Below are 16,408 nucleotides of genomic sequence, written 5' to 3'. Positions count from 1 at the left end.
CAGGGTTATAATTTTTTGGCGTTGGTGATTTGAGGTATGATATCATTCCGGATAAGAACTCGATAGAACTCCGTGACCTTTGCGCGACCAAAAAATTTTCTCCTTCTACTCCTGTTTCTTCTTCACATTGTCCCTTAATGCCAGAAAAACATCATCTGATTAATGCCAAAACTATCGCGCAAATGAAACCAGGAGTGATGTTAATTAATACCAGTAGCGGTCAACTAATTGATACAAAAGCAGCAATTGAAGGCATAAAATCTGGAATAGTTGGTTATTTGGGAATTGATGTTTATGAACAAGAAGAACATATTTTCTTTAAAGATTTATCTGATACAGTTATTCAGGATGATACTTTCCAGTTATTACAATCTTTCCAGAATGTTTTGATTACTTCTCATCAGGCATTTTTCACTAAAGAAGCACTGAATGATATTGCTAGTACAACCTTATCTAATATTACTGACTTTGAACAAGGAAAGCTTCTGCAAAATGAGGTAAAGCTTCCTGAAAAAGTTCTGACTAAAGCATAATATCAAATGGTTGAATACTTATTATGTAGGGGAGTAGGGGAGTAGAGGAGATTGGATATGGAAGTAATTATAGAATTATTAAAGATATATCATATAACCGGATTCTATATAAAATGGGTACAGCGATACTATGTTTTTTGCCGAATAATTAAGGTTTAAAGCCTCTCCCTTAAAAGAGAAACAAGCAAAAAATTTTATTTGAGTCAATCCTATTCTTTTCAAGGAGAGGTAATTATTAATTATTAATTATTAATTGTTGAATATTGCCTGTCTCTACTCTATAAAAAAGGATATAGATGGGGATAAATTATACAAAAATAAAAAACTTTTCTATGTTTTATTGAGCGGTATAGAGGATTGGATAGGGACGTTGTATATAAAGTCTATATCCTAGTAAACATAAAAAGGTAGTCCTGTATAGTAATGGTGAATGGTGGCTGAAATGCTTGCTATACCGTTACCGAAAAAATTACAATGCACCACTACCCATAAAAATAATATACAATAACTGGCTAATAATCAATTTTGAAGTTATTGAACCCTAATAGTTACTTAATCATTGAAGTCTTGCATAAGTATAGCATTGTTTATAAGAAATGATATTACTTTTTAGTTAGACTTTTAAAAAGGATTCGATGATGAATAAGGAGATGTTTTGGTACAATTATGTCTCCACTGAGTTAGAACTTTTTCTCTATAAAGCATTCGGTTTCCTCGTTTATGAATAAATTCATTGTTATTAATAAAATACCCTATACCAGGATTAACAAAACCATTATAGGCAACTTCTACTGGAAAACTTTTCCAACCAGAATTGCTTCGATTTTTCCGCTCAAACCAAACTAATTTGTTACTATTTTCATATCTACAAATATGAATTACTCGACTTTCAGTGCGGAAAAATGCCTCTTGATATAAATTACGATTCATATTTTGGCAACTCGAATTATTGTCAGCAAAAGGAGGTTGATTATAATCATCATAAAATTCAGGTTGTGATGGTTTAGAAGCACCTTTACGGTTTTCATATTGACCATGTTTGAGGTAGTGATCGTAAGCAGACTGAAATTCTCCACGACGTATCGCATCTCTAACATCAGGGTTATGTCGCAAATATTCTTGCTCATCAAATATTTTGAAAGCTGGGGGGCGATTTTCATATTGCCCATATCTGACATAATGTTCATAACCAGATTGATATTTTCCTTGACGTACTAGCTGTGCAACATCAGGGTTTTGGCGTAGATATTTTTGTTCGTCAAATTCTCTGGTATAATTTTCGGCAAGTGCTAGGGGAGTGCTGCAAATAGTTAGAGCTACTGCAGCGATAGCTACTATATTTGTTTTTATCTTATTAATATTAAGCATTGTTGAACGCCTCAACCATATATTGTTCTTAATTATTAAGATATCTCCAAAGTTTTAGAGACTGTGGAGTATTTTAGGCAGTTAAAAATTTTTTTTGTGACTTGCCTAACTGCCTTAACATCCTGTTTCCTTTGAAATGAATTTCATAGTGCCAATTTGTGAAGTGTCTACTTGTCGGATGATTCTGCTTTACCATTTTCGTAGTAACAAGGTAGATTAATCTGATATCTGAGATGGTTTGATTCAGATAGTGGCATATATCTATCACTTTTTAGTGCTAAAAGTTCCTACAGTTAAAGCATAGAGTTAATCAAGGAATTTAGCAATGACATCTAATATCTGCCTCTCCCAGTCCGTCTCCTCTGCTACTAATATCGATACAGATACTTGTACTACTATTGCGTGGCTTGATTTAGTAGCATCAGCAGTAGACAATTTTGATGGAGATGATTGGTTAGCTCTGTGTGGTGATATTGACGAAGGTGAAATCTACCGAGATTGGTTTATTTGGCAAGATGTAGATTTTTCTCAAGAGTGGGAAGCTTACGATCTGACTACTAACAAGAGATTTGTAGCGACAGATTTATCTTTACTCAAAGCTCACATCGATCAAATAGAAGATGCAAGAAGCGCAATATCCATCATGGACAATAACAATTAGCACATCATGTATCATTTTGATTTTTCTGTCGTTGTTTCGTTTTCAGGGTTAGTTAGTGCAATATGAAAACCCCTATAAGAAAATTATGCTGAAAAAACAGTGAAAATGCAGGCATCAAGATTTACTTGTTACCTGCATCACTGAGTTTTCCTATTGAAAACCACATTTTCATCAATACATTATCACTCTAACAGGACTTACGCAAAGAAACTATATATAGCGTATGTCAAATAGAGCGATTGCTGACGCAAAGCTCCGCTAACGCTATAATTTTTTAAGCGATCGCCTGAACAAAAAAAATTATCATAACTAATACAAAGATACGCTCGTATAATTGATTTTAGCTCTATAATATATAGCTAATTGTAAATAAACTTTTCTAACATACCCTGATTATTGTAGAATAATATTATTGTTAATTTAAGCTAAAAAGATGAATTTTAACTATATTGATTATTGTCAGTATCTACTCAATTCTCATACAAATTATATTATCACACTCTTTAGCAAATCACCTAGAAAATGTTAGCCATGACAAGATAAATCGTTCTTTAAAAATTGAAAACTTTGATAACCAGGATTTGTGGAGAAATTTTCAAAAAGAAATTGTAACTAATACACTTATGTTATTTAATATTTGATGATACAGTTATTAAAAAGAAGCATAGTAATAAAATTGAATTGGTGCGGCGACAGTGAGCGTGGTAATGAGCATCAAGTAGTTTGCTGACGCAAGGCTACGCCAAGGTGGTATAGGAATAGTAAATTGTATATATTTTAATCCAAAAATCGAACAATTTTGGCTCATAGATTATCGCGCTTTATGACCCAGATACTGATAAAAAAAACATGAGTTAGATCATGTAGAGGAAATGATTTTATGTGTGGTAAATAAGAAAAAATTACCATTTAAGACTGTGTTAATGGATAGTTTGTATGCAACATAAAGGTTAATGGGATTGATAGATAACATGGAAAAAATTTATTACTGTCCCTTAAAAATAAATCGCGAGCGTAGATGATACTGGTGGTATAGAAAAATATAAAAATATTGGAGAATTAAGTTGGAATGAGTCAGAAAAAATATCAGGTAAAATAATTAAGATAAAAGGTTTCCCAAGAGATATAACAGTCGAAGCAAAGGTTAGGACAGATCAAAAACTTAAAACTCAGACAAGGTAATACTTTTCCTTCTTCCTTCTTCCTTCTTCCTTCTTTCTTCTGCTATAAAAAAGCGAGTGCGTAATTCTGAGGTCTCCTCAGAATGTAAGACGCACTCAAGACAGTCAAGGTATTCTGGGCAACTATTTCTACCAATAGGACAGAATATATTGCAACTAATGACTTATGTCAAGCTTCAGTAGATGCAGTAGAGTTTGAATCTCAAACCAGATGGAAAATTGAATAATTTCACGCCAGAATTAAACAATTAAAGGCAAGCGAATTCTGTCAATGTCGTCTCAGAAAAATTCAGAAAAATCATATAACCTGTGCTATATTAGTCTGGAATTTTTTGAAAAGATTAGCAGTAAAAATAGGAAAAACTATTTACCAAGTCAAGCATGAATTACTCTCAGATTATCTGAGACAAGAGCTGGAAAAGCCTACAATAAAGTTCAGAGCTATTTTTATTTTGTAGGTATTTTTGTTACTCTTGAATGAATGGCAAAAATCTTGAGGCGTTAGCGGAGCTTTGCGTCAGCAATCGCTACAATTTTTTAAGCGTTAGCGGAGCTTTGCGTCAGCAATCGCTCTATTTGATATACGCTATATATAGTGTCCTTGCGTAAGTCCTGTCTAATTTATTGATAAAAGTAACTATTGACTGATGGGATAAATCACACACATTTAATTTATTTTTACATATTATAAAAGTATAGAGGTAAATGATTTTCTGGCGTTGGTGATTTTGGCTATGATTGTGCTTTAATGACAATTGCCTAACTATTAACTGAAAAGCATTTTATATTTGGCTAAATTTAGGTTTCATACCTTGATTCACCAAGGCCGATTTTCTATCGTAAATTAATTAATTTATTAAAGTTTCCTCACAGAAAAACAACGGTTATTATGAGATATGCAGCTTAACTAGCTGCTTTTTTTGTGCTTTCTGAAAGTTATTTTCAAAAAAATAGCTTTTCTTGGTTGAATAAAGTCAAAAAAAATCAATTTTTTAGATATAATAAGCTACGAATTGACATCCTCCGGACGCTGCTCTACGAGACAGTGCGGGATTCCCTCACATCGCTGGTAGGGGCTTTCTGTTGCCTCTTGACAGAGGAGCTGCGCTAACATAGCACCAGCTTTCCGGGATTTACTCCCCTCTGGTCTAAAAGCGCGCTCCACAGACTGACACTGCTAGTCCAGCAGCCAAAATATTTATCGAAGCGTTTATGTCCCTGTCATGGTGACTACCACACTCTGGACGGGATTGCACATTATGGAATGATATTGCCAAAAATTAGTTTAGACTTTGACAAAAAAAACCTAATATTAATTATTCTAGCAATTGATTAATCCACAATCCAATTCAATCAAAAATCTCAAATCATTCGTCGCTGTGCAACGCCCTCTGGACAATTCCACTCTCTGATACTTAGAGGTAGTTTTTCCACTACATGACCACAATTAGAACAACGCTTAGAGCTAGGAAAGTATCGGTCAATCTTGATTAATTGCCATCCATACCAATCAGCTTTGTATTCTAACTGTCTTACAAGTTCTCCCCAGTTAGCATCACTACCCACCCCTCTTGCTCACCTCCCGGGAGGGGATGGGGGTGGGTTATGATTCTTGACCATATTTTTTACTGCTAAATCTTCAACTACAACTGTTTGATTTTCTCTGATTAGTTGTAGGGGAGCCGTCGGATTGGCGACGTATGTTAGCTTATGGGTATAATCAAGATTTATGAGACAAGGCGGGTGCATTACTAGATTTGATAATCCCTGGCAATTTCCTGAAAATAGTGTGATGATAGAAGTTGGAAAATAACTGACAACTGAGTATCGCGTTATTTCGATCCCGACGCGTGAGTCATCCCTAAATGGTTGCCAAGTCTTGAAAAAGAAAGCGCAAAATAAATACTCATGTGAGTTAGCCATAAATAAGTCAAAAAATAGCGCTTTGGGGATTTTCCTCGAAGCATTGCGAGATACCGCCTGCGTTGATGGTTTTGCCGTCACGTTGCTATGAACGGTTTTCCCGACTTTTGCCGGGAATTGCCGGGCTTGATGTATCTGTTCAAACCAATCTCATGATAATATCGAAAGTCACCCGCTTATGGGCGAGGCACCTACTCCAATTTTTCGGTAAAAATGTGTCCCAAGAACATTAACTCTGGCCATAATTATTTTACTTGTCCACTCGCCTTCCAGAAAAACAGTTTAGATCAAGTCAAATCAAAGCTATGACAGTTACACCCAACGGGAATAAATACTCTATTCGAAACTCCATAAATAAATTTATGGGGTTTCTTTGTTCCTTATTCAACTTTAACAAAAACTATGTAACATTGTTGTCTATAATTTTCTAGACATCAGATCAAGTCACTAATAAGGAATATGGTTTCTAACGGTCTCATCTTTATACTTTTTCTCATCTTTCTGATCCTCCTGTTTTTTGGCTCTTCTCTCTAGAGTATCGAGCTTATAAGAAAAAATTAGAGGTTTATAGTATAAATCATGGTCATAATAGTTATAAATTAATTATATTCTGGATATTTAGCTTCAGATATAGCAACTAGCACTCAGCTATATCCAGGACACTTTTTTTCCTAATGTTATCTTGCTTTTACGGCAGGTTAACCTACTGAATTAATATGTATTGCAGGGAAAAGCGGTGCAACCCCGCGTCGGTGGTAGACGCATCTGGTAGCGCACTCCTGTGAGAGAACAGTGAGAAAAACTTTTTCCTGTCTAAGCTTCATCATCAGCATAAGTCCTAACTATCCCGTTCTTTGCTATAAAATCTGATCAATATAAAATTTAAAGAACTTTTTCGGGACATCTGGCATTATAATATTAGACACATGACCTTCAAAGGATGTCCAGATGTTATCTCCAGATCAAGTTTCTCAGAACTCAGAAACTGAAACCATCCCCAGAATCTATCAAATTTTAGGATTTGAGCAAATACCTCAAAATATTTTGGAATTGCCCCAAGAACTACAAATAGTCAGTATAATTCGCCAGGGATTTTCCATAATTTCTGTGATTAAAGTAGCTGAATATTGTGGCATTTCTGAGTCACAAATGGCGACTTTATTAGCAACTTCTGAACGTACTATATCTAGGCGTAAGAAAGATCAGAAACCTCTAGATCTTTCAGAATCAGATAGACTGTATCGTGTTGCTAGAATTTTTACACAAACCTTAGATATATTTGAAAATGTAGAAATAGCAAGAGATTGGCTGAAAAAATCAAATCGTGCCTTGGGTGGCAAAACTCCTTTAGAACTATTAGATACGGATGCAGGTACACAACAAGTAGATGAACTTTTGAATAAAATAGAGTATGGAGTATATAGCTAATTATTCATTATTAATAGATTAATAGTTCATTTCTGTTAGTCGTGAATAAAAAAAATATATAAAGGCAGGTATAAAACCTGCCCACAGGTGTTTTTTTAAGAAAATAATTCAGGATTTACAAGCCGAAAAATAGATAGATATTATCAGCATTTTTATTCTATTGATTCTGTGGCACTGTCAAAATTAATCAAAGAATTGAATACTTCTGATCATCAACCGAGCTTATATGAATCTTGAATAAGGAGTCAGGAAAAAAATTAATTAGTAGCTAGTCTGAGTCTTTCAATCATTTATTCCGAACCCTAAATTTTTCTTCAATTTTAGTAGTTTACAAGATAATAATCATGAGTTTAATAGTATGGCGAATCTCTCATAAAAAACATATTAATAGTCCTTTTAAAGCTGAAGCTTCTAGTTGTAGCAGAGGGCGTTGGAATTCTAAAGGTACATCTTTGATTTATACTTCAGCCACATTATCTCTAGCGACATTAGAAACTTTAGTCAGCATGGAAATAGAAAATTTTGGCAATATATTTGTATCTATTGGTATAAAAATTCCTGATAATTTTCCGATTAAACAAGTAGATGAAAATTTATTACCCCATAACTGGCGTGATACTTCTCCACCTGCCGTTTTAGCCTCGATTGGAGATAAATGGTTAACTGCTAAAACAACAGCAGTTTTAAAGGTTCCTTCTGCTATTATTCCTCAAGAATATAATTATTTGATTAATCCTTTACATCCTGATTTTGAGAGAATTTCAATTTATCCACCTCAATCTTTTACCTTAGACCGCAATCTCAAAAGTATCGAAAAAAAATTATTGACGGAATCTTATACGGTAGTTCTAAATAAGTAATAATTTTGGCATTTTATCTCTTGATAATCAAAGGGATATCACAACCAATGTACTTATATCATGTCCGCTTAATACAACAATAATAAAGTTATTAGGTTGTAGGTTGTAGGTGGTAGGTGTAAATTCAAAAGGGAACACTGGAGGTGGCAAAAATTTGGAATATTCTTTCTAGATATCAGGGAGAAAATTTTTATTATACTTAATCATCCGGACATGGTATTACATATTTAGGCCTTGCTGATTAATTCTAAAAGCCTTTATCTGTAAATCCTTTAATATTTTTGATGAAAAAAAAGTGCAAGCTTTTCGCTCCAAAAAGCTGAAAATGTGAGGATTTTCAACAAACCTAGAGGGAAAAATCTTAGATAATTATTCCTCCTGACTGCTGAGGACTGACTCCTACACAAATACTTTTTCAGCAAACCCTATTTAGGACTATCTCTTATGCCATTTCTTTGTGACACACTTAATAATTTTTGCTCAGACTTTATTGCACTGATTATTTTCATCTTTTATTGAGTTTAGTTTCATGGAGAAATGGTATTAGTATTTGAAATAATAGAACTTATTGGATAGAAATTACTTTTTCATCTATATAATTATTTGTGTTACATTGGCAAGGGCTTAATATCAGGGTCATTTCATTCTAGATTTTGACAATTAATTTATTGATTTTCAGACAGCGAAAGATAAATTTCCTAAAGCTGTAAATAACGTGGTTTCGTCAATACATAAAATTCCACAGTTTAGAATGAAACAGCCCTGGCTTAATATGGCCTTTTATTGTGCTTTATATCGTTCTAAAAATTAGTTTCTTTGCTAACTTCTGAAATTAGATTAGCGTTCAGTGTAGATTCTTGAAAAGATGCTAATTTTAGAAAAGAGTAAAAATGAAATTTCAATCAATCTCACAATCTTTTTTTTTGAAAGTTGGCACAATAATTTTGTCTTTGTTACTAGGAATAATTATTTCTGTCGTTGCTTTACATCTCCTCGGTTTAATTAATGGTTAGGAATTTCCATTGAAGGGAGTTATTGCTTTTGCGGGAGGTAGTGGACTGGGTTGCTTTATAATTGCTTGGCTAATTGGCAAACAGACAAGAAAAAGATTAATTCATTTGGGGTTAATCCTGATAACTGTCATAAATTTGATGGCATTTATAACAGCTTACTCTTTAACTAATTATAAAAGTTATGGAGGGTTTTGTTTCGGCATTCCTCGACCTATAAATTCTAGAACTACAACTGATTTAGGACGGGAATTTGTCACTCAAAACATTCCAATTAACTCAAATAAATGGTTAGAAACTTGGTTAATTCCAGCAGCTTCTTCTAAAGGAACGGTAATCCTTTTTCCGGGACAAGGATCTGTTAAAGATAAGCAACTTCTCGCCCCTATAAAAATCTTTCATTCTTTGAATTATGATACAGTATTAGTCGATTATCAAGGAGTTGGAGGGTCGAGCGGAAGTAAAACAACAATTGGAGCAAAAAAAAGCGAAAGATGTAGCTTCAGCAATGACTTTTGTACGACAAATTCATCCAAATTAGCCAATTATACTTTATAGAATTTCTATGGGAAGTGCTGCTATTCTCCGAGCAGTTGCTCAAGAACAGATTGAAGCTAATGCTATTATTATATAAATGCCTTTTCTTCGTTTTTTGGACGCAGTGAAAATTCGGTTAAAGGATGCAAATATTCCTCCATTTCCCTTAGCATAATTGGATGCATCTCATATTTGCAAAAATACTTTTTTCCTATATATTCTCTATTTGCTATTCCCTGTTGCCTGTTGCCAGATGAACTGTTGCCTAAATAGCGATAAAATTTTGGCTTTATTCAAAATTGAGATGCACCCGCAGAATTGTTAGTTTTTTTGGGGAAGCATTCAACATGGTTTTAATGGTTTTACCTATAATCCAGTTTCTGATGCTAAACAGGTAAATTGTCCGACTTTACTGATGCAAGGAGAAGAAGATAAATGGGTAACATTAAATGAAATTAAGGAGTTATTCAATAATTTGAATGGTTTTAAGCAACTTGTTCTTTTTCCTAATACTGGACATGAATTATTGGTTAGTCTCGAAGGAGAAAAATGGTTTCAACACCTAGAGCAGTTTCTCAAAAATCTAGAAAAAAGTTAGTTTGTTGGGTATTATACCAGTTTGATAAATATTTGCTACAAATAGGTAGGCTATTTCTTAGGAGTCAACCCACCCCTAAACCATCCTAGGAGGGGAAGTCAGGAGTCGTATGGGAATGGCTTAGAGATTATTTTTGAGGTCGGAACTTATCTTTTTAACCAAAGAAATATCTGCTTTAAAGTCTTTCTAATCACCCAAATTATTCGTAACATTCTTTTTTTTAATGGTATTAGATAATACCATTTATCAACAATAAAAATAAAAATTTACCGAAAAATTGTGGGTATGCGCCTCCCCTTGGATAGGGGATAATAAGCGGTCGTTTGCGCAGCATTCCGTAGGATGGGATGGCGAGGTCTCGGAGCTGTCCGACCATCGACTCCTGTGAAGAAAAATTTTCATGATTAGTCAATCCTCTTCTTTTCAAGGAGAGGTAATTATTCATTATTCATTATTCATTATTAATTGTTGAAGGCGTTCGGGAACTGAAGGAAATTTTTTAACTCAAATGTATAGGGATTGTAATGATAAATTCTGTATATTTTTCCTTTTGAGAATGACATTCTAGTTTTCCTTTATGTTTTTCGACAATAATTTGATAACTAATCGAAAGTCCTAACCCAGTCCCTTTTCCAACTGGTTTTGTTGTAAAAAAAGGATCGAATAAATGAGAGAAAACTTCTTCACTAATTCCTCCTCCATTATCAGTAATACAAATTTGTACTAAATTGTCCGATATTCTTTGAGTTTTAATGCGAATACAGCCAGAATTAAATTCAATTTTTTGAGAATTTTGATCATCTTTAATCGCATAAATTGCATTGCTAAGAATATTCATAAATACTTGATTAAGTTGTCCAGGATAACAGTCTATCAGAGGTAGTTGACCATATTCTTTTATGATTTGAATCTCTGGATATTCAGATTGAGATTTAGCTTTGAAGTGACTCTGTAAAATCATTAAAGTACTCTCAATTCCTTCATGTAGATCGACTTTTTTGATTTCAGCTTCATCACAACGAGAAAAGATGCGCAGTGATTTGACAATCTCCCGAATTCGCTCTGTTCCCACTTCCATAGACTTAAGGATTTTTTTGAGGTCTTCTTGAAGAAAATTTAATTCGATCACTTCAATTTCTGCTTCAATTTCTTGATGGGGATGAGGATAATAATTTTGATAGAGTTGAATTAAATTTAGCAAATCTTGAATATAATCTTTTGCATAAACAATATTTCCATGAATAAAGTTCACCGGATTATTAATTTCATGGGCAACTCCGGCAACCATTTGACCTAAACTAGACATTTTTTCACTTTGAATCATCTGAGCTTGAGTCTGCTGAAGTTCTTTTAATGTTTGCTGAAGTTCTTGTTTTTGTTCTCTTAATTTAGCTTCCGATTCTCGTAGCGAATTCTCTGCTTGTTTACGCTCTTTAATTTCTAAAAGTAGTTGTTCTTGAGTATCATTTAACTCGTGTAAAGTGCGAATTTTTTCCTGAAGTTGTTCTTCAAGTTCGTCAGTTTGAATAATCACTTGACCTGCTAATGGACGCAATAGTAAAATCATCCCACCTGCTCCCATAAAACTTAAAATAACTATGATAATTCCAATAGTAATAAACTGATGATTAACAGAAGCATATAATTCCTGGCGATCAATTTTAATAACAAGTCCCCAATTCACTTTTGAGAGAGGTTTAAAGGCAATTATTTGGCCATAATTCCAAAATTTAGGTTTGATAAATGTAAGTCCTGATTCTTGAAGAACTACTGTTTTTTCCAAAGCTTTAATAATAGCTTCTGATAAAGTTTTAGTTTCATTTCTGGAGGATAAAAATAATTTTACTTGTTGGTTTTGAAAAGTTCCCAAAAAAATTTCTCCTGTTTGACCTAGTCCAGTATAATCTGTGATAATTTTTTCTAAATCCTCAGTTTTAAATAATACTAAATCTTTACCCTGTTGTTGTTGATTCGAGTTGAAAATTTTTTGGCTAACAATTATATAAGATTGATTTTTGAGGCGAATTGGATTACTAATTTGAGTATTTTGAGAATTCTGAATGGGAAAATCCCAAAATTTTTGAGGGATAGGTAAACCAAGTTGAACTATCGATTGATTATTTTGATCGAAGCGAGTAATACCAACTACATCTTCGCTTTGATTTAGAGCATCGCTCAGATAGCGTGTAATTTTAGAAACACCAGAAGCACGATTATTTGGGTTGCGGTTATAAGCTTCTAATTCTAGTCTTGCTTGGGTACGACTGGCAATTTGTTTTGCAATGCCTTTGGCTTTTGAAAGAAATTCTTCTACTGCTAAAGTTCGAGTTCTTAAAGCTGACTGTAAATTGCTTTCTTCGTTTCTTTTGAGTTGCTTATATAGAGGAAATATACTGACTATTGCAACCAGAACACTAATAGCAAATATTCCTGCCACAGAATAAAATATTAAAAGTCTTTGTAATTGTTTAGAATTGATAGATGATTTATTCATAGATGATTTATTTGACAGATTAGGTGAGCTTTATCATGTATATAAATCATATTTTAGTCGTGCAAAAATATATGATGAAACTAGAAAAATTTTGTAAATTTTTCATGGTTTTTATCTATTTTTTTATTTTCAATAAATTATTTAATATTGCTATAGCAGATCCACAAGTTCACCTATTTCCTGAAATTGTATTTTATGTGACATAATCTGCTTTTTCGCATTCTCGATAGCTATCTAATTCAGAATTTATTTATCTATATTTTTAACATAGAGTTTAAGACCCCCACGCTTATTTGAAGAATTAGTTGTGGGTTTTGATAACGGCTCTGTAGACGTGGAGCGACAACATTCAGTATATCTCATCATAAACCTAATAACTGATACAGCATTTGAAGGAAAGGTTAGGACATATCAAAAGCTTAACACTCGGATAACGCAAGATTTTTCCTTCTTCCTTCTCTACTAGATAACTAAAGCCTTCTTCCTTCTACTATACAGAGTATTTCAAGTTTATGACATACAGTAACCATAATTTATAAAGCAGTTTTAAAAATACTTGGAGTCGATCAAATTAATAAGTTTACTTCATTTACTTGCAATCTTATTTAACTAATTAAATGTGCATTATTTGCAGTTAATATTGACAGTATTGATGAGTAAGTTGTCAGATAAAATAAACATTAGACCTCTGTTACTTATATAAAAAAAAGACAACTTATCAAAAAAAAATGATCAATTTATATTTCCTAATAAATCTACTATAGTATTTCTCAGATAAGTCAGGTACAGTTGTGATTCTGATACCATTTCACTTGAAATATAGCGCTGTGCGCAGCTCATCTGGCAACAGGCAACAGCTCATCTGGGGAAATAAATTGCTGATAATATAAGACTTTTAGCTATTTTGCCCCTCCTGCAATTTGTAAATATACCAGCGCTCATTGCTATATGTCACAAATAGTTTCATAGCTCAATATGTGAAATAATCGTTTTAAATTATTGTCAGTAAAAATTTTCAGCTTGTAAAATCTCACTTTTAAGGAGATAAAAAGCGGTCAATCTTCGGAGCTTCCCCTAGGGTGGGATAGCGAGGAAACCTCGCCATATCCAATCGACCAAGAGAAAGAAAATTATCCACTTCTTGCCTCCGTATTGCAGGAGGTACTGATAGTGTAGCTCCTCTATAAGAGGCTAACGCAGTTCCTCTGTAAAAAAGCTAGCTGATAAGTGATAACTGAATTAACTTCCGTGAAATGGTATTATTTTCTATTACCTATTCCTTAAAACCTAGAACTTTGTACCTCATCAGTATTAAAATAGAATCGCTATACCGTTAATTGCTAAGTAACTAAAAAAAGCAAGTAATTCTATATACACACAAGCTTAATCCACCACTATTGCACTTGACTACCGTGAACTCTCGGATCTGCTTGACTTGCTTTAATTGGTGCCACTGAGCTGTTAAATGTAGATCCTTGACCAACAGTACCATCGTATGGTAATAAGTTCCCAGCAATTAAAGCCTCTATATTTGCTGCCATCACAGATTTTGGCATCTCTCCGATAGTCTGGCCAACCTCAGATCCATCTCGATCCAAAAATACAAAGTGAGGAATACCGTCTACTCGATATTTAGCCAACTCTGGTAACCACTTACTATTATCAACATTTAGCATCACAAAGTTGGCATTTTCACCATACTGTTGTTTAATTTCCTCCAATTCAGAAGCCATAGCTTGACAAGTAGTACACCAATTAGCATAAAATTCAACTAGACTCGGCTTACCATTACTTAAGGCCACATTCAGAGGTGTTGCAGCTTCAGCCATTTCACCCAAAGAGACCGAAGAAGTCTCCGTTCGTAATCCGATAAAAATGGTCACTGATAAAGCGATCGCTACCAACGCAACAATGAAATTTCTCAGGCGCGTTGTGAAAGGGGAAGTATTTGTAGAATCAGATGGGTTTACACTCATTGTCAAAAAATTCAAGAATTATTACAATTAAAAACTATAGCTATTAGTTTAGCAATTGCCATCTTAAAACAAAGAGCATAAAAATTAATTCCATAATTAAGAATAAATAAAAACATCAAAAATCACGAAGGAAAAAATATTGAATTTTGACTTTTAGAAACAGTCTAATTATTCTGATTGGGGGACATAACTATGAAAAAACGAGTAACTCTAACATTTCCACAACGTTCAATTCATATGCCAATTACCTATAGGTTGGCAAAAGATTTTAATGTTGCGGCTAATATTATTCGTGCTCAAGTAGCACCAAATCAAGTAGGTAAATTAGTGCTAGAATTATCGGGAGATATTGATGAATTAGATGCTGCTGTCGAATGGATGAGACTAAAAAATATAGATGTATGTTTAGCTAGTAGGGAAATATTAATTGATGAAGATAGCTGCATAGACTGTGGTTTATGTACTGGTGTTTGCCCTACAGAAGCTTTAATATTAGAACCTGATACCTTTCGTCTCAATTTTATTAGAGCTCGTTGTATCGTATGCGAACAATGTATTCCTACCTGTCCAGTGCAAGCAATCTCTACTAACTTATAAATTTAATGTGAAACTAATACCTTTACTTTCTTTAATCCTACTTTTAATTACTTACACTATTTTAGGCTGGAGACTAGCTAGTATTCAACCTTCTAAATTATTATATCTAGCCATTATAGCTGCTATTTTTTTATTAGATATTATTTTAACTGTTCCTCTACCTAATTTTAAAGAAATAATTAAACCCTGGTTTCAATCTGATATTACGACTTTTATTTCTGTGATTATTTCTGCTTTTTTATTTGTAGTTATCATTAGGTGGATTAGTCTTTCTGTCGATGCTTTAGTATTAATATCTGCGGGAATATTGGTAAGACTGGATGCTCAAGTTTGTGGCTTAAAAAATTGGCAGTCTTTTGTTATTCTACTAATTATTTCTCAAGCAAGTTTAGGGCTAGGAATTATACTTTATAGACTTAAATTTTAGCATAGTAATATGCTTTTAGTTGTGAGATATTGGATACTTTTGTTTTAGGTATGGAGGGAATAGGGAATAGGGAATAGGGAAGAATAAAAAACGAATACATAAGAATAAGATAACTGCTATATTCTATACTTCAAAGGAACACCTCAATTCTCACATCTGATTCCCGATCGCTATATCAAATAAGATAACTGCTATATTCTATAATTTAACTTTCCTGGCGGGAAGTCCCGCGCTGTAATATTTGATTCAGCGCCGTATGGGAGAGCCAGAACATGGTATACTTATAGACACAGGGGGAGGACATCACCTCTGTATAAACTGCAACTCCTTTGGGAGTTGAAAAATCCTACGTTGTCGCTCAAGGGTAGCGTCGGGAGTATGTCAAGAAATTGTCAAATATATAACAACTAATCATAGTTGATTTCTGAGATAATCTAAAGAATAAGCGTTTAACTGTCCTTGCTCCCTACCTAATTTATGGTGGGGGTCTTTTTATTAAAATCTACAAAATTTTCATATATTCATCCCAGATATTATTTAGCTGAATCGGTGGCAAATTGAATGGGTTCGATGCCCATTCAATTTGCATGCCATCCCAGCAGAAGCTTTCGCCCTAGTTGAAAAACTGTAAGCATTTCCTGGGGAATGCTGCGCAAACAGCTATTAGCTGTCAGCTCTCAGCTCTCATGAGGGGGTTTAAATTAATATAGACTTTTTCAGCCAGCTTTTGTAGTAAGTATAAATTCTGACTCAATGAGTAAAGCTTTTATCTAAAACTAAAAGCAATAGCTGAAGTTCGCAGTTCCTCCGTAGGA

14 protein-coding genes are annotated in these 16,408 nt (G+C 33.7%); 9 read left to right on the top strand and 5 right to left on the bottom strand.

The window, feature by feature from the left end:
• Window positions 1-29 precede the first annotated feature (29 nt).
• Window positions 30-533 carry an NAD(P)-dependent oxidoreductase gene (locus F6K23_RS15985; protein WP_367267718.1) on the top strand — a complete coding sequence of 168 codons (504 nt, stop codon included), beginning with the start codon at window positions 30-32 and terminating at the stop codon, window positions 531-533.
• 621 nt (window positions 534-1,154) lie between these two features.
• On the opposite strand, the gene F6K23_RS15980 is transcribed toward F6K23_RS15985, so the two are convergent.
• Window positions 1,155-1,901: a hypothetical protein gene (locus F6K23_RS15980; RefSeq protein ID WP_293157226.1), complete on the bottom strand. Its 747-nt coding sequence runs from the start codon at window positions 1,899-1,901 to the stop codon at window positions 1,155-1,157.
• Between the two features lie 325 nt (window positions 1,902-2,226).
• Here F6K23_RS15980 and F6K23_RS15975 point away from each other — a divergent pair, with 325 nt between their 5' ends.
• A complete protein-coding gene (locus F6K23_RS15975) occupies window positions 2,227-2,562 on the top strand; it encodes a hypothetical protein (protein ID WP_293157223.1) in 336 nt (111 codons plus the stop codon).
• Window positions 2,563-4,891: 2,329 nt separating this feature from the next.
• Here the strand turns inward: F6K23_RS15975 and F6K23_RS15970 are convergent.
• On the bottom strand, window positions 4,892-4,999 hold the full coding sequence (locus F6K23_RS15970) for a zinc ribbon domain-containing protein (protein WP_293157221.1): 108 nt from the start codon (window positions 4,997-4,999) through the stop codon (window positions 4,892-4,894).
• Between the two features lie 106 nt (window positions 5,000-5,105).
• Window positions 5,106-5,309, bottom strand: coding sequence for a zinc ribbon domain-containing protein (locus tag F6K23_RS41845; RefSeq protein WP_367267717.1), 204 nt, complete (start codon window positions 5,307-5,309; stop codon window positions 5,106-5,108).
• A gap of 1,305 nt (window positions 5,310-6,614) precedes the next feature.
• On the opposite strand from F6K23_RS41845, the gene F6K23_RS15960 reads away from it, so the two are divergent.
• The 5 genes from F6K23_RS15960 (at window position 6,615) to F6K23_RS15940 (ending at window position 10,099) form a co-directional block, all read left to right on the top strand.
• Window positions 6,615-7,094 (top strand): antitoxin Xre/MbcA/ParS toxin-binding domain-containing protein, encoded by a 480-nt coding sequence (locus tag F6K23_RS15960; RefSeq protein WP_293157218.1) that lies wholly within the window; start codon window positions 6,615-6,617, stop codon window positions 7,092-7,094.
• Between the two features lie 344 nt (window positions 7,095-7,438).
• The gene (locus tag F6K23_RS15955) at window positions 7,439-7,954 is read left to right on the top strand and encodes an RES family NAD+ phosphorylase (protein WP_293157215.1); all 516 of its coding nucleotides are present in this window, start codon (window positions 7,439-7,441) and stop codon (window positions 7,952-7,954) included.
• An 890-nt stretch (window positions 7,955-8,844) separates the two neighbouring features.
• On the top strand, window positions 8,845-8,967 hold the full coding sequence (locus tag F6K23_RS15950) for a hypothetical protein (RefSeq protein ID WP_293157212.1): 123 nt from the start codon (window positions 8,845-8,847) through the stop codon (window positions 8,965-8,967).
• Between the two features lie 9 nt (window positions 8,968-8,976).
• The gene (locus F6K23_RS15945) at window positions 8,977-9,522 is read left to right on the top strand and encodes a hypothetical protein (protein WP_293157209.1); all 546 of its coding nucleotides are present in this window, start codon (window positions 8,977-8,979) and stop codon (window positions 9,520-9,522) included.
• 319 nt (window positions 9,523-9,841) lie between these two features.
• Window positions 9,842-10,099 (top strand): alpha/beta hydrolase, encoded by a 258-nt coding sequence (locus F6K23_RS15940; protein ID WP_293157406.1) that lies wholly within the window; start codon window positions 9,842-9,844, stop codon window positions 10,097-10,099.
• 499 nt (window positions 10,100-10,598) lie between these two features.
• Here the strand turns inward: F6K23_RS15940 and F6K23_RS15935 are convergent, their stop codons facing one another.
• A complete protein-coding gene (locus F6K23_RS15935; protein ID WP_293157206.1) occupies window positions 10,599-12,593 on the bottom strand; it encodes a sensor histidine kinase in 1,995 nt (664 codons plus the stop codon).
• 1,394 nt (window positions 12,594-13,987) lie between these two features.
• Window positions 13,988-14,569 carry a thioredoxin family protein gene (locus tag F6K23_RS15930; protein WP_293157203.1) on the bottom strand — a complete coding sequence of 194 codons (582 nt, stop codon included), beginning with the start codon at window positions 14,567-14,569 and terminating at the stop codon, window positions 13,988-13,990.
• 192 nt (window positions 14,570-14,761) lie between these two features.
• Here F6K23_RS15930 and F6K23_RS15925 point away from each other — a divergent pair, with 192 nt between their 5' ends.
• Window positions 14,762-15,166, top strand: a complete 405-nt coding sequence (locus F6K23_RS15925; RefSeq protein ID WP_293157200.1) for an NIL domain-containing protein — start codon at window positions 14,762-14,764, stop codon at window positions 15,164-15,166.
• 7 nt (window positions 15,167-15,173) lie between these two features.
• Window positions 15,174-15,593: a hypothetical protein gene (locus F6K23_RS15920; RefSeq protein WP_293157197.1), complete on the top strand. Its 420-nt coding sequence runs from the start codon at window positions 15,174-15,176 to the stop codon at window positions 15,591-15,593.
• The last annotated feature ends 815 nt before the right edge of the window (window positions 15,594-16,408 follow it).

Origin of the sequence: Okeania sp. SIO2C9 (assembly GCF_010672455.1) — a bacterium.
Classification (GTDB): Bacteria; Cyanobacteriota; Cyanobacteriia; order Cyanobacteriales; family Microcoleaceae; genus Okeania.
The sequence above is the reverse complement of the archived record's forward strand: the minus strand, read 5'-3'. Positions and strand labels throughout refer to the sequence as shown.